This window comes from Micromonospora sp. WMMA1998 (assembly GCF_027497375.1).
In the GTDB taxonomy this organism is placed as follows: domain Bacteria; phylum Actinomycetota; class Actinomycetes; order Mycobacteriales; family Micromonosporaceae; genus Micromonospora; species Micromonospora sediminicola.
Window position 1 is genome coordinate 4698366 of sequence record NZ_CP114911.1, and the last position, 21784, is coordinate 4720149.

The 21784-nt window shown below is 73.2% G+C and carries 20 protein-coding genes; 16 read left to right on the forward strand and 4 right to left on the reverse strand.

Annotated features, from left to right (window positions below; all coding sequences use genetic code 11):
* Window positions 1–72 precede the first annotated feature (72 nt).
* Window positions 73–738, reverse strand: coding sequence for an STAS domain-containing protein (locus O7600_RS30140; protein ID WP_348651349.1), 666 nt, complete (start codon window positions 736–738; stop codon window positions 73–75).
* Here O7600_RS30140 and O7600_RS21680 point away from each other — a divergent pair.
* The 11 genes from O7600_RS21680 to O7600_RS21730 all read left to right on the forward strand — a co-directional run bounded on the left by O7600_RS21680 (window position 737) and on the right by O7600_RS21730 (window position 13403).
* Entirely contained in the window at window positions 737–1441 is a 705-nt protein-coding gene (locus tag O7600_RS21680; protein WP_281590076.1) for an ANTAR domain-containing protein, read from the forward strand. The genes O7600_RS30140 and O7600_RS21680 overlap by 2 nt on opposite strands.
* A gap of 130 nt (window positions 1442–1571) precedes the next feature.
* Complete coding sequence (locus tag O7600_RS21685; RefSeq protein WP_281594231.1) at window positions 1572–2693, forward strand: FUSC family protein; 1122 nt, start codon at window positions 1572–1574, stop codon at window positions 2691–2693.
* A gap of 250 nt (window positions 2694–2943) precedes the next feature.
* On the forward strand, window positions 2944–3345 hold the full coding sequence (locus O7600_RS21690; protein ID WP_281590078.1) for a hypothetical protein: 402 nt from the start codon (window positions 2944–2946) through the stop codon (window positions 3343–3345).
* Entirely contained in the window at window positions 3335–3856 is a 522-nt protein-coding gene (locus tag O7600_RS21695) for a hypothetical protein (protein ID WP_281590079.1), read from the forward strand. Before O7600_RS21690 ends, O7600_RS21695 begins: the two co-directional genes overlap by 11 nt.
* 247 nt (window positions 3857–4103) lie before the next feature.
* Entirely contained in the window at window positions 4104–4193 is a 90-nt protein-coding gene (gene kdpF, locus O7600_RS21700; RefSeq protein WP_036343797.1) for a K(+)-transporting ATPase subunit F, read from the forward strand.
* Entirely contained in the window at window positions 4193–5848 is a 1656-nt protein-coding gene (gene kdpA, locus O7600_RS21705; RefSeq protein ID WP_281590083.1) for a potassium-transporting ATPase subunit KdpA, read from the forward strand. Before kdpF ends, kdpA begins: the two co-directional genes overlap by 1 nt.
* 20 nt (window positions 5849–5868) lie before the next feature.
* Window positions 5869–8049, forward strand: a complete 2181-nt coding sequence (gene kdpB / locus O7600_RS21710) for a potassium-transporting ATPase subunit KdpB (RefSeq protein ID WP_281590085.1) — start codon at window positions 5869–5871, stop codon at window positions 8047–8049.
* The gene (locus O7600_RS21715; protein WP_281590087.1) at window positions 8049–8930 is read left to right on the forward strand and encodes a potassium-transporting ATPase subunit C; all 882 of its coding nucleotides are present in this window, start codon (window positions 8049–8051) and stop codon (window positions 8928–8930) included. Before kdpB ends, O7600_RS21715 begins: the two co-directional genes overlap by 1 nt.
* A gap of 84 nt (window positions 8931–9014) precedes the next feature.
* Window positions 9015–11561 (forward strand): DUF4118 domain-containing protein, encoded by a 2547-nt coding sequence (locus O7600_RS21720; RefSeq protein ID WP_281590089.1) that lies wholly within the window; start codon window positions 9015–9017, stop codon window positions 11559–11561.
* Window positions 11558–12238, forward strand: coding sequence for a response regulator (locus O7600_RS21725; RefSeq protein WP_281590091.1), 681 nt, complete (start codon window positions 11558–11560; stop codon window positions 12236–12238). The genes O7600_RS21720 and O7600_RS21725 overlap by 4 nt, the downstream gene beginning before the upstream one ends.
* A 58-nt stretch (window positions 12239–12296) precedes the next feature.
* A complete protein-coding gene (locus O7600_RS21730; RefSeq protein WP_281590093.1) occupies window positions 12297–13403 on the forward strand; it encodes a magnesium and cobalt transport protein CorA in 1107 nt (368 codons plus the stop codon).
* Here O7600_RS21730 and O7600_RS21735 read toward each other — a convergent pair.
* Window positions 13381–14565, reverse strand: coding sequence for an MFS transporter (locus O7600_RS21735; protein ID WP_281590095.1), 1185 nt, complete (start codon window positions 14563–14565; stop codon window positions 13381–13383). The genes O7600_RS21730 and O7600_RS21735 overlap by 23 nt on opposite strands.
* A 179-nt stretch (window positions 14566–14744) precedes the next feature.
* Between O7600_RS21735 and O7600_RS21740 the strand changes: the two genes are divergently transcribed.
* Together O7600_RS21740 and O7600_RS21745 are read left to right on the forward strand one after the other, a co-directional pair.
* Window positions 14745–15677, forward strand: coding sequence for an ion transporter (locus O7600_RS21740; protein WP_281590097.1), 933 nt, complete (start codon window positions 14745–14747; stop codon window positions 15675–15677).
* A gap of 103 nt (window positions 15678–15780) precedes the next feature.
* On the forward strand, window positions 15781–16050 hold the full coding sequence (locus O7600_RS21745) for a GlsB/YeaQ/YmgE family stress response membrane protein (RefSeq protein ID WP_099162746.1): 270 nt from the start codon (window positions 15781–15783) through the stop codon (window positions 16048–16050).
* Between the two features lie 59 nt (window positions 16051–16109).
* Here O7600_RS21745 and O7600_RS21750 read toward each other — a convergent pair whose 3' ends face one another.
* On the reverse strand, window positions 16110–17696 hold the full coding sequence (locus O7600_RS21750) for a mucoidy inhibitor MuiA family protein (protein ID WP_281590101.1): 1587 nt from the start codon (window positions 17694–17696) through the stop codon (window positions 16110–16112).
* A 99-nt stretch (window positions 17697–17795) separates the two neighbouring features.
* Here O7600_RS21750 and O7600_RS21755 point away from each other — a divergent pair, with 99 nt between their 5' ends.
* A complete protein-coding gene (locus O7600_RS21755; protein ID WP_281590104.1) occupies window positions 17796–18863 on the forward strand; it encodes a DUF2855 family protein in 1068 nt (355 codons plus the stop codon).
* 135 nt (window positions 18864–18998) lie between these two features.
* On the forward strand, window positions 18999–20375 hold the full coding sequence (locus O7600_RS21760; RefSeq protein WP_281590106.1) for a glycoside hydrolase family 6 protein: 1377 nt from the start codon (window positions 18999–19001) through the stop codon (window positions 20373–20375).
* A 66-nt stretch (window positions 20376–20441) separates the two neighbouring features.
* Here O7600_RS21760 and O7600_RS21765 read toward each other — a convergent pair whose 3' ends face one another.
* Entirely contained in the window at window positions 20442–21206 is a 765-nt protein-coding gene (locus O7600_RS21765) for a L,D-transpeptidase family protein (RefSeq protein WP_281590108.1), read from the reverse strand.
* Window positions 21207–21428: 222 nt separating this feature from the next.
* On the opposite strand from O7600_RS21765, the gene O7600_RS21770 reads away from it, so the two are divergent.
* On the forward strand, window positions 21429–21779 hold the full coding sequence (locus tag O7600_RS21770) for an STAS domain-containing protein (RefSeq protein WP_281590127.1): 351 nt from the start codon (window positions 21429–21431) through the stop codon (window positions 21777–21779).
* Window positions 21780–21784 lie beyond the last annotated feature (5 nt).

Consider the following 21784-nt stretch of genomic DNA (forward strand, 5'->3'; position numbering starts at 1 on the left):
TTGTCCCGATCCGGGGAGGATCGGGGCCGGCGCCGCTTCTTGACGCTCGTTCGTGACGCCCCGCTCGGGACGTCAGCTACCGGACAACTCTACGACCCCCGCTCCGCCGGGGGCGACCGGACGTGCCGGCCGGAGGTCGACCGCGTCCGGCGGGAAGCGGGTGACGACCTCGAACCCGGGAAGCGTGCCGGTGACGTCGAGCACGCGGCGCACCACCCGCGAGGGACGGCACAGCACCAGCCGTCCGCCCCGCTCGCGCAGCAGACGTCGGGCCCGCACCAGGGCCTCGGTGCCGTGCGCGCCGAAGAACGTGACCTCCGCGAGGTGGACCACCACCAGCGGCGCCCGCACTCCGGCGACGTTCTCCACCAGGTCGGCCAGCAGGTGGGCGTTGCTGAGGTCGACCTCGCCGGCGACCGACACCGTGGTCACGTCCCCATGGACCTCGCAGCTCAACCACATGATCGGCTCGTCCGGTCGCCACGATCCGGACGCGGTGGGAACGTGCTGACGGCCGAAAACCGGCAAATCCTCCAACATGGCACCTCCCACACGACGACTCGCGCGACGCCCCCGGCCGTGATGCGGCCGTGAGCGGGTGGAGGGCACACGTCTTGACCCGGTCTCCGACGTTACGTCGATCCGCGCGGCTTCGCACGTCCGGGTTCCCGTGCCGGCGTCGGGCGCGGCGGGTAGCTTGGTGGTGACAGCCGTCCTCGCATCGACAAGGATCCCCATGGCAGCCCCGAGCACGGACCCCGGCGAGGCTCTCGCCGAGCTGAGCCGGATCAGGCTGGACGAGGTGAGCCTGGAGGACGTCCTGCGGCGGGTCGCCGAGCTGGCCAACCAGACCGTCCCGGGCAGCGCCCACGTCACCGTGACGCTGGCCCAGGGCGGCCGGAACTCCAGCGCCGCCTGCACCAGCGACCTGGCCCGGCAACTCGACGAGTGGCAGTACCGGAACGAGCGGGGTCCCTGCCTGGACGCCGCCGCCAGCGCGGCCAGCATCTCGCTGCCCGACCTGGCCGTGGAGGGGCGCTGGCCGGAGTGGGCCGCACACGCCCGGGCGGCGGGCATCGGCAGCTCGCTGTCGGTCGGGCTGCCGATCCAGGAGGCGGTCACCGGCGCGCTCAACATGTACGGCCTGGCCCCGCACGCCTTCGACAGCGCGGCCGTCCGCAGCGCCGAGAACTTCGCCGCGTACGCCGCCGTCGCGCTGGCCAACGCCCACCTCTACGACAGCGCCGCCACGCTGGCCCGGCAGATGCAGGAGGCGATGCGCAGCCGGGCGGTGATCGAGCAGGCCAAGGGCATCATCATGGGCGAGCGGCGGTGCTCGGCGGACGAGGCGTTCGCGCTGCTGTCGAAGCTGTCCCAGGACTCCAACCGCAGGGTGCGCGAGGTCGCCGAGGCGCTGGTCGCCAACGCCACCGGCCGCTGAGTGCCCGCTCCGCCCGCCCGGCGTGCCGCAGGATTGCGCCGCCGGGGAGCGGGTACGCGCGGCCGTGGCCGGTGCGGGAACACGGGGAAGCGGTGGGTGGGCCGCCGGTGACCGGCCGCTCGTCCGCCGGCTGCGGTCCGCGCCGGCGCTGCTGGTCGACCGGTTCCGGCGGGTTCGGGCGGGCGCGGGGCTGGCCGCCCAGGCCGGGCTCGCCGCCGGCCTGTCCTGGTGGGTCGCGGACTCGCTGCTGGACATCCCGCAACCCGTCTTCGCCCCGATCTCCGCGGTCGTGGCGCTCGCCGCCTCGGTCGGCCAGCGGGTGCGCCGTACCGTCGAACTGATCATCGGGGTGGCGGTCGGCATCCTGATCGGGAACCTGCTGATCGGCGCGGTCGGGGTCGGCGCGTGGCAGCTCGGTCTGATCGTCGCGCTGGCCGTGGTGGTGGCGGCGTTCGTCGGACGTAGCCCGGCGCTGGTGGTCCAGGCCGGGGCGACGGCGGTGCTGATCGGCACGCTGACGCCGACGGTGCCGGACCTGGAGGCGCCCCGGGTGCTCGACGCGCTCATCGGTGGCGGGGCAACCCTCCTGGTGACCGCGGTGCTGCTGCCGCTGAACCCGTTGCGGATCATCAACCGGGCGGCCGGCCCCGCCCTGGACCTGCTCGCCGAACAGTTGGACCGCACGGCCGACGCGCTGCGCGAGCGGGACGCGGAGGCGGCGCGCGTCGCCCGCGACCGGTTGCGGGACAACAAGAAGGAGATGGGCTCCTTCGGCGAGGCGGCGCAGGGCGCACGGGAGGCCGCCACGCTCTCACCGGTCTACTGGACCGCCCGGGAGGGGCCGCTCGGCCGGTATGCCAAGGCGGTCGAGCCGGTGGACCGGGCGATGCGTAACAGCGGCACGCTGATCCGACGGGCGGTCACGTTGATCGCGGACGGCGAGCGGGTGCCGGCGCCCATGCCGGACGCGGTGTCCGCGCTGGCCGACGCGGCGCGCACGCTGCGCAAGGAATTCGCCCAGGGCACGCCGGAGCCGACCCGGTGCCGGGAGTCCGCGTTGCGGGCGGTCGCCGAGGCCGGTCGCGCCTACCGCGACGGCGTCGACTTCTCCGGGGCGGTGGTGGTCGCCCAGGTACGGACGGCGGCCAGTGATCTCCTGGTCGCCACCGACGTCGACCAGGAGGAGGCGAACCGCCTGGTGCGTTCGGCGTTCGGCCCGCTCGACCCGACCGGGACGGGCACGCCGACCTGATCCGGGGAGACCCGGCCGCACGGGTGGCGGTCAGCCGACGGCGTTCCGGATGTCGTCAAGGCAGCGTCAAAATCGGCCGCACGCGCGTAGCGGATGCGTCAAGGCCATCGACGCCGGGCGGCCGCCCCGGCTGGTATGGCGGGGAGGGCGGGCTGCGGGCCCGCGGTCGTGTCGCCGGAGGCGTGCTGTGGCTGTCGTACGAGATCAGGAAGTTCGGCCGGCGGGGGACCCCACTCCTACCGGGATCAGAGTGGCGGGCGGCGCGGCGCTCGTGGTCGGCGCGGCGCTGGTCGCGGCGGCGGTCTTCGCGCCGGGTGAGCTGCCCGTCCGGGTCCTGCTGATCGCCGGCGTCGTCGGCGGGTACGCCGCGGTGGTGGCCGACCTGCGTGCGGTCGCCGCGGTGACCGCACTGGGCGCGGCCACGTTCGTCGGCTTCCTGGCGAACCGCTACGGCGAGCTGACCGGTGCCGATGACGCCTGGTCCCACGCGGTGCTCATCGGGTTCGCCGCGGTGCTGGGCACCGGCTACCGGTACGTCCGCGCGATCAACCTCGACCACGACGACGTTCCCCGACCGCCGCTGCGTCGGGTAGCGAGCCCGCTCGCCGTGGTCGCACCGCCGGACCGTCCCGAGGATCGCCGTGCGGCCTGAACCGCAGGGCGTGTTGTCGATCGAGGTGGAGCTGGTGACGGGGCGGGGCCGCCGATGGTGGCCGCGCCCCGGTTGCGTCGTCAGCGCCGGTCCTGAGCACACGTTCGCGCAGTTGGCCGAGGCCGTCGACCGCGCCTTCGGGCGTCGGGACCTCGACCACCTGCGCATGGTCGTGCTGCCCGGCGGTGTCGAGGTCAGCTGGTCGGCCTGGCGTGACGGCCCGGCGTTTCCCGGCACCCGGGACGGCCGGCGCACCCGCCTCGGCCTGCTGGCGCCGGGGAGCGCCTTCGCCTACGTCTTCGACCTCGGGGCCGACTGGACCCACCTCTGCACGGTCCGCCGGGATCCCGCCCGTTGTCCGCCTGCGCTGCCGACCCTGCGGGGCGGCTGGGGCAGCGCGCCCACGCAGTACTCCCCGGAGGCGGTGTACGACGATCCCGGCTCCCGCCCGTCCGGCCTGCCACCGCTGCTTCCTTCCTGGCGGCAGCCCGCCCGACCTGGATTTCTGTGACCCCGTTCACCCGTCCGGTGGCTCGGTGTGAAAAGGGTGTCAAGAAAGCGCGGGCGGACGTGATGGTCGCGTTATAGCCCCTGTCCATTCGAGGGGTCGGGCGTTTTGATTGCCCGGCGCGACCGGGAGGCGGTCGCGAGGACATTTTCCGCTAGGAGAGGTCAGCCGTGTCTGACGTGCTGTTCGTGTTGCTGACGGTGGGGCTGTTCGCGGCTCTCGCCCTCGTGGTGAGGGGTGTGGAGAAGCTGTGAGCGCCGTCAACGCCGTCGGCCTGGTGCTGGCGATCGGACTGGGCGTGTTCCTGGTCGTCGCCCTGCTGTTCCCGGAGCGCTTCTGATGAGCATGACAACAGCCGGGGTGCTCTTCGTGCTCTCGCTGGTGGTGGCGCTGGTCGCCGTCTACCGGCCCTTCGGCGACTACATGTACCGGGTGGTCTCCGGCACCCGGTCCGCCCGGGTCGAGCGGGGCATCTACCGCCTGGTCGGGGTCAACCCGGCCGCCGAGCAGACCTGGGGCGTGTACGCCCGCAGCGTGCTCGCCTTCTCGGCCGTCTCGATCCTGTTCCTGTACGCGTTCCAGCGGCTGCAGAACCACCTCTGGCTCTCGCTGGGCCTCGACCCGGTGATCACCCACGGCGCCTGGAACACCGCGGTGTCGTTCGTGACCAACACCAACTGGCAGTGGTACTCGGGTGAGTCGACCATGGGTCACCTGGTGCAGATGGCCGGCCTGGCGGTGCAGAACTTCGTCTCCGCCGCGGTGGGCATCGCCGTCGCGGTGGCGCTGGTCCGGGGCTTCGCCCGCAGTCGCACCGGCGAGCTGGGCAACTTCTGGGTCGACCTGACCCGGATCACGCTGCGGATCCTGCTGCCGATCGCGGTGCTCGGCGCGCTCGCCCTGATGATCGGCGGCGCGGTGCAGAACCTCTCCGGTGGCACCGACGTGACCACGCTGACCGGCGGCACCCAGACGATCACCGGCGGGCCGGTGGCCAGCCAGGAGGTCATCAAGGAGCTGGGCACCAACGGCGGTGGCTTCTACAACGTCAACAGCGCCCACCCGTTCGAGAACCCGACCACCTGGACGAACTGGATCGAGATCTTCCTGATCCTGCTCATCCCGTTCAGCCTGCCCCGGGTCTTCGGCCGGATGGTCGGGCAGAACCGGCAGGGTTACGCGATCGCCGCGGTGATGGCGATCCTCGCGCTGGCCAGCATCACCCTGACCAACGTGTTCGAGCTGACCGGCCACGGCACGGTGCCGCAGGCGGTCGGCGCGGCCCTCGAAGGCAAGGAGGTGCGGTTCGACGTGTCGAACTCGGCCACCTTCGCCGCCGCCACCACGCTCACCTCGACCGGGGCGGTCAACTCGTTCCACGACTCGTACACCGCGCTCGGCGGCGGGATGCTGCTCGGCAACATGATGCTCGGCGAGGTGGCCCCGGGCGGTGTCGGCGCCGGCCTGTACGGCCTGCTGATCCTCGCGGTGATCACGGTCTTCGTCGCCGGCCTGATGGTCGGCCGCACGCCGGAGTACCTGGGCAAGAAGATCGGCTCGCGTGAGATCAAGTTCGCCTCGATGTACTTCCTGATCACCCCGGCGCTGGTGCTCACCGGGACCGCCGCCGCGTTCGCCACCGGCAACAACTCGACCGCGCTCAACGTCGGCCCGCACGGGCTCTCCGAGGTGCTCTACGCGTTCACGTCGGCCAGCAACAACAACGGCTCGGCGTTCGCCGGCATCACCGTGAGCACGCCGTGGTGGAACACCGCCCTGGGCCTGTGCATGCTGCTCGGCCGGTTCCTGCCGATCATCTTCGCGCTGGCGCTGGCCGGCTCGCTGGCCCGCCAGCAGCCCACGCCCGCGTCCGAGGGCACCCTGCCGACCCACAAGCCGCTCTTCGTCGGCATGGTCGTCGGCGTCACGGTGATCCTCGTCGCGCTCACCTTCCTGCCCGCGCTCGCGCTCGGCCCGCTGGCCGAAGGGCTGTGACCACCATGAGAGACAAGGACATGACGGCACCTTCCGACACCGCCGACGCGCCGACCCCCGGCACGCCGGCCACCCAGGGCGACCGGGTCGGTGGTGGCCTGCTCGACCCGAGGCAGCTGTTCCGCTCGCTGCCGGACGCGCTGCGCAAGCTCGACCCGCGGACCCTGTGGCGCAACCCGGTGATGCTGATCGTCGAGATCGGCGCGCTGTTCACCACCGTCCTCGCGGTCGTCGATCCCTCGGTGTTCGCCTGGGCCATCACGATCTGGCTCTGGCTGACCGTGGTCTTCGCCAACCTGGCCGAGGCGGTCGCCGAGGGGCGGGGCAAGGCGCAGGCCGACACGCTGCGGCGGGCCAAGCAGGACACCATCGCCACCCGCCTGCTCGGGTGGGCCCCGGGCGCGGCGGCCAACGTCTACCGCGACGAGGCGGTGCCCGCACCGCAGCTCAAGCAGGGGGACATCGTCCTGGTCGAGGCCGGACAGATCATCCCGGGCGACGGCGACGTCGTCGAGGGCATCGCCAGCGTCGACGAGTCGGCGATCACCGGCGAGTCCGCTCCGGTGATCCGGGAGTCGGGCGGCGACCGCAGCGCGGTCACCGGCGGCACCCGGGTGCTCTCCGACCGGATCGTCGTGAAGATCACCCAGAAGCCGGGGGAGAGCTTCATCGACCGGATGATCGCCCTCGTCGAGGGTGCCAACCGGCAGAAGACCCCGAACGAGATCGCGCTCAACATCCTGCTGGCCGCGCTGACGGTCATCTTTCTGCTCGCGGTCGTCACGCTCCAGCCGTTGGCGATCTTCGCCAAGGGTTACCAGGCCGCCGCGCCGGACACCCAGGCGATCACCGACTCCGGTGTCACCGGCATCGTGCTGGTCTCCCTGCTGGTCTGCCTCATCCCGACCACCATCGGCGCGCTGCTGTCCGCCATCGGCATCGCCGGCATGGACCGCCTCGTCCAGCGCAACGTGCTCGCCATGAGCGGGCGGGCGGTCGAGGCGGCCGGTGACGTCAACACGCTGCTGCTGGACAAGACCGGCACGATCACCCTGGGCAACCGGCAGGCCGCCGAGTTCCTGCCGGTGGCCGGCGTGGACGCGGCCACGGTCGCCGACGCGGCGCAGCTGTCCAGCCTGGCCGACGAGACGCCTGAGGGGCGCTCGGTGGTGGTGCTGGCCAAGAACGAGTTCGGGCTGCGCGAGCGCGAGCCCGGCCTGATCCCCCACGCCACCTTCGTGCCGTTCACCGCGCAGACCCGGATGAGCGGCGTCGACCTGGCCGGTGACGGCGGCGTCGGCGACCGGCAGATCCGCAAGGGCGCCGCGGCCGCGGTGATGAAGTGGGTACGCGAGAACGGCGGCCACCCGACCGAACAGGTCGGTGAACTGGTCGACGCGATCAGCGGCACCGGCGGCACCCCGCTCGTGGTCGCCGAGCACACCGCCGGCGAACCGGCCCGGGCGTTGGGCGTCATCCACCTCAAGGACGTCGTCAAGGCCGGCATGCGGGAGCGCTTCGACGAGATGCGCCGGATGGGCATCCGGACCGTGATGATCACCGGTGACAACCCACGGACCGCGAAGGCCATCGCCGACGAGGCCGGCGTGGACGACTTCCTCGCCGAGGCCACGCCGGAGGACAAGCTCGCCCTGATCAAGAAGGAGCAGGAGGGCGGCCGGCTGGTCGCCATGACCGGTGACGGCACCAACGACGCGCCGGCGCTGGCCCAGGCCGACGTCGGCGTCGCGATGAACACCGGCACGTCGGCCGCGAAGGAGGCCGGCAACATGGTCGACCTCGACTCCGACCCGACCAAGCTGATCGAGATCGTGGAGATCGGCAAGCAGTTGCTGATCACCCGGGGCGCGTTGACGACGTTCAGCATCGCCAACGACATCGCGAAGTACTTCGCGATCATCCCGGCCATGTTCGCCGGCATCTACCCCGCGCTGGACACGCTCAACGTGATGCGGCTGGCCAGCCCGGCGTCGGCGATCCTCTCCGCGGTCATCTTCAACGCGATCGTCATCGTCGCGCTGATCCCGCTGGCCCTGCGGGGCGTCCGCTACCGCCCGGCCAGCGCGTCGGCGCTGCTCAGCCGCAACCTGCTGCTCTACGGCCTCGGCGGCATCCTGGTGCCGTTCGTCGGCATCAAGCTCATCGACCTGCTCGTCCAGTTCATTCCGGGGATCTCGTGATGCGCCTTCCCAGTTGGCTCTCCCAGCACCTGGCCGCCCTGCGCGCGGTGCTCGTCTTCACCGTGCTGCTCGGCCTGGCCTACCCGCTCGCCCTGGTCGCCGTGGGTCGGATCCCCGGCCTCGACGGCAAGGCGGACGGGTCCCTGATCGAGGTCGGCGGCAGGACCGTCGGCAGCTCGCTGATCGGGCAGTCGTTCACCGACGCGGACGGCAACCCCGTCCCGCGCTACTTCCAGTCCCGCCCGTCCGCCGCCGGCGACGGCTACGACCCGACCTCCACCTCGGCCAGCAACCTCGGCCCGGAGAGCGTGGTGGACACGCTGGCGTCCGACCCCGCCGACTCCACGCCGAGCCTGCTCACCCAGGTCTGCGCGCGCAGCAAGGCGGTCGGCGAGTTGGACGGCGTGGACGGTCGTCGCCCGTACTGCACGCCGGACGGGGTGGGCGCGGTGCTGGCCGTGTTCCGCGCCGACGGTCTGACCGGCACAATCACCCGCGTGGTCAGCGTCAACCAGGTCGCGCCGGCGACGCCGTTCGTGTCGACGTGGCAGGGCGTCCCGGTCGAGCTGGCCCGGCCCGACCGGGACTACGTGGCCGAGGGTGGCGTGGTCACCCCGGTCCGGGGGGACGCGCTGGCGGAGCCGGCCGTGCCGGCTGACGCCGTCACCGCCAGCGGCAGCGGCCTCGATCCGCACATCTCCCCGGCGTACGCGGAGATCCAGGTGGCTCGGGTGGCGCGCGAGCGTGGCGCGGACCCGGCGGCGATCCGCCGGCTGGTCGAGGAGCACACCACCGGCCGGTCGCTCGGCTTCATGGGCGAGCCCGGCGTGAACGTGCTGGAACTCAACCTCGCGCTGGACGAGAAGTACCCGGCGCGCTGACGCCGGCAGCTGTTAAGAAGGGGCCCCGCCTCTACCGAAGGCGTTAAGCGGGGCCCCTTCCTTTCACTCAGGGAGGATGGGGGCGTGGGCAGAGGCGAGCTGCGGATCTACCTGGGCGCGGCCCCCGGCGTCGGCAAGACCTACGCCATGCTCGAGGAGGCCCAGCGTCGGGCCGAGCGCGGCACCGACGTGGTGGTCGGCCTGGTCGAGACGCACGGCCGGCCGCACACCGCGGCGATGGTCGGCGACCTGGAGGTGGTGCCGCGCCGGGCGATGACCTACCGCGGCGTGGACTTCACCGAGATGGACCTCGACGCGGTGCTGGCCCGTCGTCCCGAGGTCGTGGTGGTCGACGAGTTGGCGCACACCAACGTGCCCGGCTCCCGCCACGACAAGCGCTGGCAGGACGTCCAGGAGCTGCTGGACGCCGGGATCAGCGTGCTCTCCACGGTCAACGTCCAACACCTGGAGTCGCTCACCGACGTCGTCACGCAGATCACCGGCACCACCCAGCGGGAGACCGTGCCGGACCAGGTGGTCCGCGCCGCGGAGCAGGTCGAGCTGGTGGACATGACGCCGGAGGCGCTGCGCCGCCGGATGGCGCACGGCAACATCTACCGGCCCGACAAGATCGACGCCGCGTTGGGCAACTACTTCCGGGTCGGCAACCTCACCGCGCTGCGTGAGCTGGCGCTGCTCTGGTTGGCCGACAAGGTCGACGAACAGCTCGACGCGTACCGGGCCCAGCAGGGCATCTCCGACACCTGGGAGGCGCGGGAGCGGGTGGTCGTCGCGCTCACCGGCGGCCCCGAGGGCGAGACGCTGATCCGCCGGGCCGCCCGGATCGCCGCCCGCAGCAAGGGCGCCGACCTGCTCGCCGTGCACGTGGCCCGCAGCGACGGGCTGGCCGACGCGGACCCGGTCCAACTGGCCCGGCAGCGGGTGCTGGTGGAGAGCCTCGGCGGCACCTACCACCAGGTGCTCGGCACCGACATCCCCGCCGCGCTGCTCGACTTCGCCCGCGGGGTCAACGCCACCCAGCTCGTGCTCGGCGCGAGCCGGCGGGGCCGGTTCGCGCAGGTCCTCTCCCGCGGCGTCGGCGTGACCACCACCGCGCTCTCCGGGGCCATCGACGTGCACCTGGTCACCCACCCCGAGGCGGGGCGCGGGCGACGCGGGGCCGGGGTGCCCGCCGCGCTGTCCCGCCGTCGCCGGCTGCTCGGGTACGCGCTGGCCGTGATCGGCATGCCGCTGCTCACGCTGCTGCTGGAAGCCCTGCCCGACCTCACCCTGACCAACGACATCCTGCTCTTTCTGGCCGGCGTGGTCGGGGTGGCGCTGGTCGGCGGGCTGTGGCCGGCGCTGGTCGCCGCGCTCGGCGGATCGCTGCTGCTCAACTGGTTCTTCACCCCGCCGTACCGCACGCTGACCATCGCCGAGGCGGACAACCTGCTCGCGCTCGGAGTGTTCGTCGGCGTCGCCGTCGCGGTGAGCTGGGTGGTGGACGTGGCGGCCCGGCGTACCCGGGAGGCGGCCCGCGCCTCCGCCGACGCGCAGACGCTGGCCACCGTCGCCGGCAGCGTGCTACGCGGCGAGCGGCCGCTGCCCGCCCTGCTGGACCGGCTCCGGGAGACGTTCGGGCTGCGCGCGGTGAGCGTCCTGGAGCTGACCGCCGAGGCGGAGGGGCGGCCGGCCCGGTCCCGGGCGGAGGGCGCCTGGCGGGTGGTGGCCGGCGTCGGCGACGCCCCACCGGGCAGCCCGAGCGCCGGGGAGACGGTGGTGCCGGTCGACGACCGGCTCAGCGTGGTGCTCGCTGGCCGGCGGCTGGAGGCCGCCGACCGCCGGGTGGTCGAGGCGTTCGCCGCCCAGGCCGCGCTCGCGCTGCGCCAGGAACGCCTGGCCGAGGAGGCGGCCACCGCCCGCCCGCTGGCCGCCGCCGACCGGATGCGGACCGCGTTGCTCGCCGCGGTCAGCCACGACCTGCGGACGCCGCTGGCCTCGGCCAAGGCCGCGGTGAGCAGCCTGCGCAGCCACGACGTGGAGTTCGACGCGGACGACCGGGAGGAGCTGCTGGCCACCGCCGACGAGTCGCTGGACCGGTTGGGCCGGCTGGTGGCGAACCTGCTCGACATGAGCCGGTTGCAGGCCGGCGCGCTGGGCGTCACCGCCACCGCGGTCGGGCTGGAGGACGTCGTACCCCGGGCCCTGGACGAGCTGGGCGCGGCGGCGGCCGAGGTGACCACGGACATCGCGCCGGACCTGCCGGCGGCGCTGGCCGACCCCGGCCTGCTGGAGCGGGTGCTGGTCAACATCGTGGCCAACGCGCTGCGGCACAGCCCGCCGGGGCAACCGCCGACGATCACCGGCAGCGCGCACGCCGGCCAGGTCGAGCTGCGGGTGATCGACACCGGTCCGGGCATCCCCGAGGACCAGTGGGAGCACGTGTTCCTGCCGTTCCAGCGCCTCGGCGACCGGGACAACCAGACCGGGGTGGGGCTGGGCCTGGCACTGTCCCGTGGTCTCGCCGAGGCGATGGGTGGCAGCATCACCCCGGAGACCACGCCCGGCGGCGGTCTCACCATGGTGCTGCGGCTGCCGGCCGCGACCGAGCCGGAGGGGCCGCAGGAATGACCCGCATCCTGGTCGTCGACGACGAGCCGCAGATCCTGCGCGCGCTGCGGATCAACCTGCGCGCCCGGGGCTACGACGTCGAGGTGGCCGACACCGGGGCCGCCGCGTTGAAGGCCGCCGCCGCCCACCCGCCGGACCTGGTGGTGCTCGACCTCGGCCTGCCCGACCTGGACGGCACCGAGGTGATCCGGGGCCTGCGCGGCTGGACCGGGGTGCCGATCATCGTGCTCTCCGGCCGGGCCGGCAGCGAGGACAAGGTGGCCGCGCTCGACGCGGGCGCCGACGACTACGTCACCAAGCCGTTCGGGGTGGACGAGCTGCTCGCCCGGATCCGCGCGGTGACCCGGCGGCTCGCCCCGGCCACCCCGGCCGTGCCGGCGCTGCGGATCGGCCGCAACACCGTCGACCTGGCCGACCGGACCGTCACCCGGGACGACGGAGTCGAGGTCAAGCTCACCCCCACCCAGTGGGCGATGCTGGAGAAGCTGCTGCGCAACCCCGGCAAGCTGGTCAGCCAGCGGCAACTGCTGAACGACGTGTGGGGGCCGGAATACCAGCAGGAGACCAACTACCTCCGGCAGTACATGGCCCAGTTGCGCCGCAAGCTGGAGGACGACCCGGCCCGGCCCCGGCACCTGATCACCGAGCCGGGGATGGGCTACCGCTACCGGCCCTGACGTTTGCGCCGGCCCCGGCGGGGGACTCGGCGAGCCGGCCGAGCAGCGGGGGAGGGGCATGGCGGACAACCGGTCCTCGGAGGGGTTCGGCCGGCAGCTGGACGAGCACGCCATCGACGCCGGCGCGGCCGAGCCGGAGCGGCCTGCCGGGCTGGTCGACAGCGGGGTCTACGTCGACGGGGTCCGGCGGGCGTCGCCGGTCAGCCTCGCCGACACGTTCCGCTGCCTCCAGCAGCTCGACGCGGCGATGGCCTGGATCGGGCTGCGCCGGCCGAGCCGGGAGCAGGTCGCCTCGCTGGCCGCCGAGTTCCAGCTCCCCGAGCTGGCCGTCGAGGACGCCATCAACGCCCACCAGCGGCCGAAGCTGGAACGCTACGGCGACACGCTGTTCGTGGTGTTGCGCGCCGCCCGCTACCTGGACGCCCGGGAGGCGGTTGAGTTCGCCGAGCTGCACCTCTTCCTCGGGCCCGGCTTCGTGATCACCGTCCGGCACGGCGGCACGCCCGACCTCGTGGCCGTCCGCCGGCGGTTGGAGGCGGAGCCGGGCGTGCTGGCGCTCGGCCCCGAGGCGGTCCTCTACGCCGTACTCGACCGGGTGGTCGACGGCTACGCGCCGGTGGTGGCCGGGCTGGAGAACGACATCGACGAGATCGAGACCGAGGTGTTCGGCGGCGACCCGAACGCCAGCCGCCGCATCTACGAGCTGAGCCGCGAGGTGATCCAGTTCCAGCGGGCGACCCGGCCGCTGCTGAAGGTCGTCGACGCGCTCACCCACGGCTTCGAGCGCTACGGCACCGACGAGGAACTGCGCCGGCGACTGCGCGACGTGGCCGACCACCTCACCCAGGTGGTGGAGCGGATCGACGGATTCCGGCACCTGCTGCAGAACATCCTCACCGTCAACGCCACCCTGGTCTCGCAGGCGCAGAACGAGGAGATGCGCAGCCTGACCGCGGCCAGCTTCGAGCAGAACGAGGAGATCAAGCGGGTCTCCGCCTGGGCGGCGATCCTGTTCGCGCCCACCCTGATCGGCACCGTCTACGGGATGAACTTCACCCACATGCCGGAGCTGGGCTGGCGGTACGGCTATCTCTTCGCGGTCGTGCTGATGCTCGCCGTCTGCGGCGCGCTCTACCTGCTGTTCAAGCGTCGCGGCTGGCTGTGAGCGGCGCCGTCGTCCGGTCCCGCAGCGCGATCACACCCAGCGCGGCCGTGCCGAGCAGCGCGGCGATGGGCGCGACCAGCAGCCCGTACCGGACGCCGGCCGACACGCCGGTGAGCGCCGAGCCGGCGGCGCTGCCCACCACGAACGCCGTGCTCACCCACGCGAACGCCTCGGCCACCGTGCCCGGGCGCGCCAGCCGCTCGGCGGTGAGGAAGACGGCGGTCAGCACCGGGGGCAGCGCCAGCCCGCTCACCGCGAGCAGCGCGGCCATCGGGGCCGGCCCGGGCGCCAGCAGCAGTGGCAGGAACCCGGCGGTGAGCGCGGCGGCCAGCAACGGCAGGCGGCCCGGTCCGCCCGGACGGACCCGGGTCCAGAGCAGGCCGCCGACGAGCGCGCCGCCCGCCTGCGCCGCGAGCAGCCAGCCGCTGAGCCGCCGGTCGCCGGCCGCCTCGGCGTAACCGGTCACGGCCACCGCGATGCTGCCGACCGCCGCGCCGACGCCGACCACGCCGAGCAGCATCACCCCGAACCCCGGTACGCGCAGCGGCCCGGCCCAGTGCCGGACCGCGGCCACCCCGCGCCAGGCCCGGGCGGCCGGGCTGAGCGCGTACAGGGCGGTGCCGGCGAGTTGCGCCACGGCGGCGGCGAGCAGACCGGCGGTCGGTCCGCCGACCGTCACCGCGAGCAGGGTGACCAGCGGCCCCACCACGAAGATCACCTCCTGGAGGGCGATGTCCAGGGTGTACGCGGTGGGCACCGTCGCCGGCGGCAGCAGGGCCGGCCAGAGCGTCCGCAGGCACGCCTCCAGCGGCGGCGTGCCGAACCCGGCGACCGCCGCGCCGGTGATCGCGCCGGCCAGGTGCCCGCCGGTGAGCGCCACCGCGCCGAAGCCGAGGCCGGAGACGGCCGCGGCGGCCCACAGCACGGGCGGCTGCCGCCAGCGGTCCACCGCCCGGGCGAGCAGCGGCGTGCCGGCCGCCATCCCGGCCGTGTACGCGGCGACGAGCAGGCCGGCGGCGGCCAGGCTGAGCGACTGGCGGGCGAAGAGCAGCAGCGCGAGCGGGCCGCTGGCGGTGGGCAGCCGGCCGAGCTGGCTGCCGAGGAGCACCCGGGCGACCTGCGGCGCGCGCAGCACCGCCCGGATCGAGGTGTCGACGGACATGGGGCATCGCTCCCGGAGAAGGGGTCGGGTGAGAGAGGCGTGGCATCGGGGCACGCGTCTCAGGGAGCGAAGTCGGCCCGCTCGTGGTCGTCGCCGTAGAGCGGGAGGGCAGGGGTGATCCACTGCGCGTACGTCTCGGCCCGGATCACCCGCCGACGGTAACCCAATAGGGTGTCGGGATGGTCGACCGGCGAACCGACGTGCCGACCCAGCGGGGCGTACGCCGCCCGGGCGGCGCGGAACGGGGGCCGGCGGCCCGGTGCGCCCGGATCGTCGCGTCCCGGCCGTTCGAGGTCGCGATCGTCGTGCTGATCATGGCCAACGGGGTGGTGCTGGGCATCGAGACGTACCCGCACGCGGGCACCACCGCGTCGGTGCTGCGCTGGACCGAGTGGATGTTCCGGCTGGTCTTCGTCGTGGAGATCACCATCCGGGTGCTCGCGTACGGCCGCCGGCCGCAGGACTTCCTCCGGCACGGCTGGAACGTGTTCGACCTGCTGGTCACCGTCGCGATCTTCATACCGTGGCTGCACGGCGACCCGGCCGTGCTGCGGTTCGTCCGGGTGGCCCGGGTGCTGCGCCTGGTCCGCTTCTCACCCGGCCTGCGCACCATCGTCACCGCGCTGTGGCGCAGCCTGCCCGGCGTGGCGGCGTTCCTCGCGCTCGCCGGCGTCACCCTCTACGTCTACGGCATGGCCGGCTGGCTGATCTTCGGCGACCGCTATCCCGAGCAGTACGGCGACATCGGCCGCTCGCTGGTCACGCTCTTCGTGCTGCTGTCCCTGGAGACGCTGCCCGACCTGCTGGAACAGGGTCTCGAGGTGTCGTCGTGGACGCTGCTCTACTACGTCAGCTTCGTCATGATCGCGGTCAACCTGCTGCTGAACATCCTCATCGCCGTGATCGTCAACTCGATGGAGGAGGCGCGTCGGCTGGAGATGACCGAGGGGCTGTCGCCGGACTACGACTCCGACGGCGACGGGGTGCCGGACGAGGTGGACCGCATCGCGATCAGCCAGCGCCTGGACGACCTGCGTACCGTCATCGCCGAGTTGGAGCGGGAACTGCGGATCGACCGCGAGGACGCCCCCGGCGCGACCCGGCGGCGGTAGGCGCATGACAGTTTCGTGAAGAAACGATTCTCGCGTTTGGGCGGAAGGTTGATCGGGGCAACCACCGAGACGCCAACACATCCGAGGGAAAAGGACGGCTCTCGTGGAAGTCACGGGTTTCTTCACCGCGATCGTCATCGGCCTCGTCATCGGCGCGCTCGGCCGCCTGGTGGTGCCGGGCAAGCAGAACATCCCGATCTGGCTCACGCTGCTCATCGGTGTGGTCGCCGCGATCCTGGGCACCCTGGTCGCCGGCGCCTTCGGCGTCGACGACACGGCCGGCATCGACTGGATCGAGCTGGTGCTCCAGGTCGTCTTCGCCGCGATCGGCGTCGCCATCGCCGCGGGGGCCTACGGCCGCCGCCGCGTCTGAGGTTCAAGGAAGGGGCCCTTCTTAACGCATTCTGCATAAGAAGGGCCCCTTCCTAACGCCTACTCCCGCCAGCCGGTCAGCTCGACCCCCTTGGCCAGCTCCACCCGGAAGCCCAGGGCGATCTCGCCGCTGTCACCCGGCGCGAGCGACAACCGCCAGGTCAGTTCCCCCAACTCGGTCCGCTCGGCCGGCGACGGCGTCACCGTCGTCTCCCGGACCACCACCGCCTCGTCGCGGGACACCGGCACCTGGTCCCGTACCTCCACCGTCGCCGGCCGGGGCGTGTGGTTGGCGACGGTGATCCGGTAGTCCACCTCCCGCCGCCGCGTCGACCCCAGCGCGGCCCTGGTCTCCGACCGCCGGTGCAGCTTCCGCTCCACCCGCAGCCGGTCGTCCACCCCCAGCGCCAGCTCCGTCTCCTCGCCCGGCGCCCAGGTCGGAAGTCGGGTGGCGGCCACGAAGTCCGCCCCGTGGAACACCGCCGCCGCGCCGGGGAGCAGCGTGTGGTCCGACGTGTTGCGTACCGTCGCCCGGAGGTGCGCCTCGGCGGCGCGCACCGGAACGGTCACGTGGTCCAGCCGGGCCGGCAGCTCCAGCACGGCGATGGTGGCCCGGTGTTCGCTGCCGTCCGCCGGCACCGCCACCGCCCGGGCCGGGCGATAGGTGGCCGCGCTGACGCCCTGCTCGACCTCGGCGACGCTCTCCCGCATCCGCGGGCGGGGTGCCGCGGACCGGGCCGGCCCGCCGCCACCGGCCGGCGCCGCTCCCGGCGCCGGCGGCGGCATCCCGACCGGCATGGGCGCCGCCGCGGCCCGGGGTGTCGGGGGCCGGAACCGGTCGAGATACCAGGGCGACAGCTCGGGTACGCCGGCGGTCGCCGCCGGCCGCGCGGTCGAGAGCGCCAGCTCGCACTCCGGCCAGTCCTCCCCGGTGCTCTGGCTGACCAGCGCGAGCCAGGTGACGGTCACTGTGTCGTCGACGAGCCGCAGGTCGTAGGAGGACTGCCAGCGGGCGCCGTCCACCAGGTAGGTCAGCTCCAGCTCCACCTCCGCGTCGTCGGCCTCCACCGAGACGGTCACGTCGGCGGCCAACCGGTCCGGGGCGCGCTTGCCGTGCGCCGCGTCGAGGTCGCGCTCGACCGCCGCCATCTCCTCCGCCAGCTCGTCGCGCCGCCGGGCCAGGCCGCGCCGCCGGCCGCGTGACTCGGCGAGCTGACCGGCCACCGAGTCGGTGAAGGCCGCGACGTCGGCCGGCGTCAGGTCGCCGGCGGCCAGCGCCCGGGCGTACGTGCCGCCGGCGCGCTCGGCCAGCCGGGTGAGGAACTCCCCGCGCTGGTCCTCGATGCCGTCCGCGTCCCCGATCTCGACCAGTTCGTCGGCCAGCTCGCGCCGCCGCCGCTCCAGGCCGACCACCTGGGCGTCGGTGCTGCGGGGCCGCCGCCAGGCGTTGACGTCGACGCCGAGCACGGTGGCCGCGCCCCGCCCGCCGACCCGGATCGAGTCGCGGCGCAGGCCGAGGGGGAGGGGCGCGACGCGTACCCGGTGTTCGCCGGCGGTCAGCCGGACGCTGCCGCGACGGGTGACCCGGGCGCGGTCCGGATAGACGGTGACGCCGACGACGGGGGCATCGATCTCCGTGGTGTCCACGCCGGCGAGGGTAGTGCAGGCGTGCTCGGGTCCGGACCCGCCGAATTTTGCACTCGCAGTGCACTTGTCTCCGGTCTCGCGGCTGCCTACCGTCGGACCATGGCTGAGTCGTGGACGTTCGCCGTGGCCCGTGACGACCGCGCCCGTACCACGCTCGCCGACGGTCGGGTGCCGGCCCTCGTCGACGGGGAGGCGTTGCTGCGCGTGAACCGCGTCGGGCTCACCGCCAACAACGTGACCTACGCGGTGCTCGGCGAATCGATGCGGTACTGGGAGTTCTTCCCGCCCGAGCCGCGCGGGCTCGACCGGCGGTGGGGGCTCCCGCCACTGTGGGGCTTCGCCGAGGTGGCCGCGTCCGCCGTGGCCGGCGTCGAGCCGGGCACGCGCGTCTACGGCTACCTCCCACCCGCCGGCCACCTGGTGGTACGCCCGGAGCGGGTGGACGCTTCGGGCTTCCGCGACGCCAGCCCGCACCGGGCCGACCTGCCCTCGCCGTACAACGCCTACCGGTCGACCATCGGCGACCCCGCCTACCGGGCCGAGCAGGAGGACCTGCTGATCCTGTTCCGGCCGTTGTTCTTCACCTCGTTCATGCTCGCCGACCAGGTCGTCGACAACGACTGGTACGGAGCGCGGTCGCTGGTGCTGTCGTCGGCGTCGAGCAAGACCGCGTACGCCGCCGCGTTCGAGCTGCACGGCCGCGGCCCACGCCTGGTCGGGCTCACCTCGCCGGACAACCTCGGGTTCACCCGGTCGCTGGGCTGCTACGACGAGGTCCTCCCGTACGGTGAGGTCGCGGCGCTCGACGCCGTCCCGACCGTCTACCTCGACCTGTCCGGCGCACCCGCGCACCGGGCCGCCCTGCGCGCCCACCTCGGCGACCGGCTCGTCCGGGACATCGCGGTCGGTCTGACCCGGCAGACGCCGAACGCCGACGCCGCCGAGGAGGTCTTCTTCGCGCCGGTGCAGATGCGCAAGCGCGGCCGGGACTGGGGTCGTGACGGCCTCGACCACCGGTTCGCCGACGCCTGGCAGCGGTTCTCGCGGGTGGTGAGCGGGTGGCTCGACGTGCGGGTCGGCCACGGCCCCGAGGCGCTGCGGCACGCGTGGCTCGACGTCCTCGCCGGCCGTACGCCGCCGCGGGTGGGTCACGTCATCCAGCTCTGACGCGCCCGCCGTCGCCGGGCCGGTCGCTGACGCAGCGACAACTTTGCATATTGGCAGCGGTCCACGTCTCCGCTACCGTCTTGGGAACGCTCCCATGAAGACAGACACATCTATGTGATCAGGAGGAAACACGTCGTGGCTATCCTCTCCCCCCGGCGCCGCCGGTCGGCAGCGGTCAGCGTGGCGGCCGTCGCGGTCACCGCCGCGGCCGGCGTCGCCTTCGCCGTCGGCGGCGCGTCCGCCGGCACGGTGTCCGGCACGCTCTACCGTGACCCGAGTTCGGCCGTCGTCCGCTGGGTCGCGGCCAACCCCGGCGACTCGCGGGCCGCCGTCATCCGCGACAAGATCGCGAGCCAGCCGCAGGCCCGCTGGTTCGCCAACTTCAACCCGTCGACGGTGCAGTCCGAGGTCTCCGGGTTCGTCGGCGCCGCCAACGCGGCGCAGCAGATCCCGGTGCTCTCGGTCTACGAGATCACCAACCGGGACTGCGGCGGGGCCAGCGCCGGCGGGGCCCCGGACCTCAACCAGTACCAGACCTGGGTGTCCAACTTTGCCCGAGGACTCGGCAACCAGACCGTTCTGATCATCCTGGAGACCGACTCGCTCGCCCTCCAGACCTGCCTGAGCGGCGCCGAGCTGAACGCGCGCAACCAGGCGCTCACCACGGCCACCCAGACCATCAAGTCGGCCAACCCCAACGCCAAGGTCTACCTCGACGGCGGCCACTCCACCTGGAACAGCGCGAGTGACACGGCCAACCGGCTCCGCGCCGCCGGCGTGCAGTACGCCGACGGCTTCTTCACCAACGTGTCGAACTTCAACCCCACCTCCAGCGAGGCGAACTTCGGCCGGGCGGTCATCTCCGCCCTCAACGGCATGGGCATCTCCGGCAAGCGCCAGGTCATCGACACCAGCCGCAACGGCGGCGCCAGCGGGGACTGGTGCGCCGACGACAACACCGACCGGCGGATCGGGCAGTACCCGACGACGAACACCGGGGACAGCAACATCGACGCGTACCTCTGGGTGAAGCCGCCGGGTGAGGCGGACGGCTGCCGCTACGCGGCCGGTTCGTTCCAGCCGGACCTGGCCTACAGCCTGGCCAACGGCGCGCCCAACCCGCCCACCACCGCGCCGCCGACGACCACCCCGCCGACCACGACTCCGCCGACGACCACCCCGCCGACGACCACCCCGCCCACCACGACTCCGCCGACGGGTAACGGCTGCTCGGCGTCGGTGTCGCTCAACCAGTGGGCCGGTGGCTTCACCACGAGCGTGAACGTCACCGCCGGCTCCGCGGCCATCAACGGCTGGACCGTGACCATCACGCTGCCCGGTGGCGCCGCGATCACCGGCGCCTGGAACGCGCAGGCCAGCGGCACCAGCGGGACCGTCCGGTTCACCAACGTGAGCTACAACGGGCACGTCGGCGCCGGCCAGTCGACCAACTTCGGCTTCCAGGGCACCGGCACCGGCCCCGGTGCGACGGCCAGCTGCACGGCCAGCTGACCCGGCCCCCGGCCCGGCGTGGAGATCGACACTTCGCGCCGGGCCCGGGCGCGCCCGCCCGGCGCGTCAGTAGCGGCCGAGGCTGTCCAACGGTGACAGCACGATACGCGGCTGGGCCGCCGGGTCGAGCCAGCGGAGCACGCCGACCAGGTCGGCGTGGGACAGGCTGACGCAGCCCGCGGTGGGACCGGACGGCGTCCGGCTGAACTCGTGCAGGAAGATGCCGCTGCCCGCGTTCGGCACCGGCTTCGGCACGTTCGGCGGCATGTTGTAGGTGATCACCGCGAAGTGCGTGTAGGCCGGTTTCTCCTTCCACAGCGCCTCGCTCAGGCCGCCGGGGCTGGTGGCCGTGTGCTGGAAGGTGTTGTAGCCGGCCGAGTTCGGGTTCTCGTTCCACCAGTCGTCGGTGACGATCTGGTGGTAGGGGTGCTTGACACCCGGGTTCGCGGCGATGCCGTAGATCGTCGGACCGAACGAGTAGACGCCCGTCGGCGTGGTCGGCACCCCCTCGACGTGGTGGTCGCTGAAGAACTGGGAACCGATCCGCGCGGACAGCGCCGTGGAGACCGGGACCCAGCGGCCGTCGGTCTTCGTGAACGTCTCCAGCGTGGCGTAGCTCGTGCTCCAGCTCGCCGCCGTCACGATCACGACCTGACGGGTGGCCGTCGGCAGGGTGGTGAGGCCGCTGGCCTTGTTGGCCGGCGTCCAGGTGCGCGGCCGGGGGCGCGGCGGGTCGGTGCCGACGCCGGGTGCCGCCGTCGCGGCGCCGGAGGCCACGACGGGCGCGGCGACGCCGGCTGCCGCGCCGATGAGCAGAGATCTCCGTCGCATGGGCAGATCCTCCCACCCGGCGCGCCACAGCGCTGCCCGCTGCGACGCACGCTCAGCCGGACCGGCCCACCACCGACGCGCCCACGATGTCGCGCTCGGCCGCGGCGCGAGCGGGTCGGACCCGGGGCCGGCCCGTCACCGGGCGGAAGGGCTCGGACTCTGGCACCGTGGACCGGTACGCGTACTGGAGGAACACGCCGCACGTCGCGGGAGGGAGGTCGGATGGACCTGGTGCTGTCGACCCGGCAGGGAAGTGTCGGCACCGTGATCGAGGTCGCCGGTGACCTGGACATGAGCACCTCGCCCCGATTGCGCGACCGGTTGGACGAGGTCGTGCGGGGCGGCGCCCGGGTGGTGGTGGTCGATCTGACCGGCGTGGGTTTCATGGACTCCAGCGGCCTGGGCGCGCTCGTGGTCGCGCACAAGGACCTGCGAGCGCGGGACGGCTGGCTCGCGCTGGCCGGCGTCGGCGGGTCGGTCCGGCGGGTGCTGTCGGTCACCTCGGTCGACCGGGTCATCGGCGTTTTCGACACCGTGCGGGACGCCGAGGAGGCGTCGTCGGCGGTCTCGTGACGCCC

What these genes read in the sequence shown, in the direction of transcription:
- O7600_RS21715 (WP_281590087.1), top strand. Translation starts at nt 8,049, where the DNA reads ATGCGCCTTCCCAGTTGGCTCTCCCAGCACCTGGCCGCCCTGCGCGCG.
- kdpA (WP_281590083.1), top strand. Translation starts at nt 4,193, where the DNA reads ATGAGCATGACAACAGCCGGGGTGCTCTTCGTGCTCTCGCTGGTGGTG.
- O7600_RS21755 (WP_281590104.1), top strand. Translation starts at nt 17,796, where the DNA reads ATGGCTGAGTCGTGGACGTTCGCCGTGGCCCGTGACGACCGCGCCCGT.
- O7600_RS21770 (WP_281590127.1), top strand. Translation starts at nt 21,429, where the DNA reads ATGGACCTGGTGCTGTCGACCCGGCAGGGAAGTGTCGGCACCGTGATC.
- O7600_RS21680 (WP_281590076.1), top strand. Translation starts at nt 737, where the DNA reads ATGGCAGCCCCGAGCACGGACCCCGGCGAGGCTCTCGCCGAGCTGAGC.
- kdpB (WP_281590085.1), top strand. Translation starts at nt 5,869, where the DNA reads ATGACGGCACCTTCCGACACCGCCGACGCGCCGACCCCCGGCACGCCG.
- O7600_RS21735 (WP_281590095.1), bottom strand. Translation starts at nt 14,565, where the DNA reads ATGTCCGTCGACACCTCGATCCGGGCGGTGCTGCGCGCGCCGCAGGTC.
- O7600_RS21740 (WP_281590097.1), top strand. Translation starts at nt 14,745, where the DNA reads ATGGTCGACCGGCGAACCGACGTGCCGACCCAGCGGGGCGTACGCCGC.
- O7600_RS21725 (WP_281590091.1), top strand. Translation starts at nt 11,558, where the DNA reads ATGACCCGCATCCTGGTCGTCGACGACGAGCCGCAGATCCTGCGCGCG.
- O7600_RS30140 (WP_348651349.1), bottom strand. Translation starts at nt 738, where the DNA reads ATGGGGATCCTTGTCGATGCGAGGACGGCTGTCACCACCAAGCTACCC.
- O7600_RS21730 (WP_281590093.1), top strand. Translation starts at nt 12,297, where the DNA reads ATGGCGGACAACCGGTCCTCGGAGGGGTTCGGCCGGCAGCTGGACGAG.
- O7600_RS21765 (WP_281590108.1), bottom strand. Translation starts at nt 21,206, where the DNA reads ATGCGACGGAGATCTCTGCTCATCGGCGCGGCAGCCGGCGTCGCCGCG.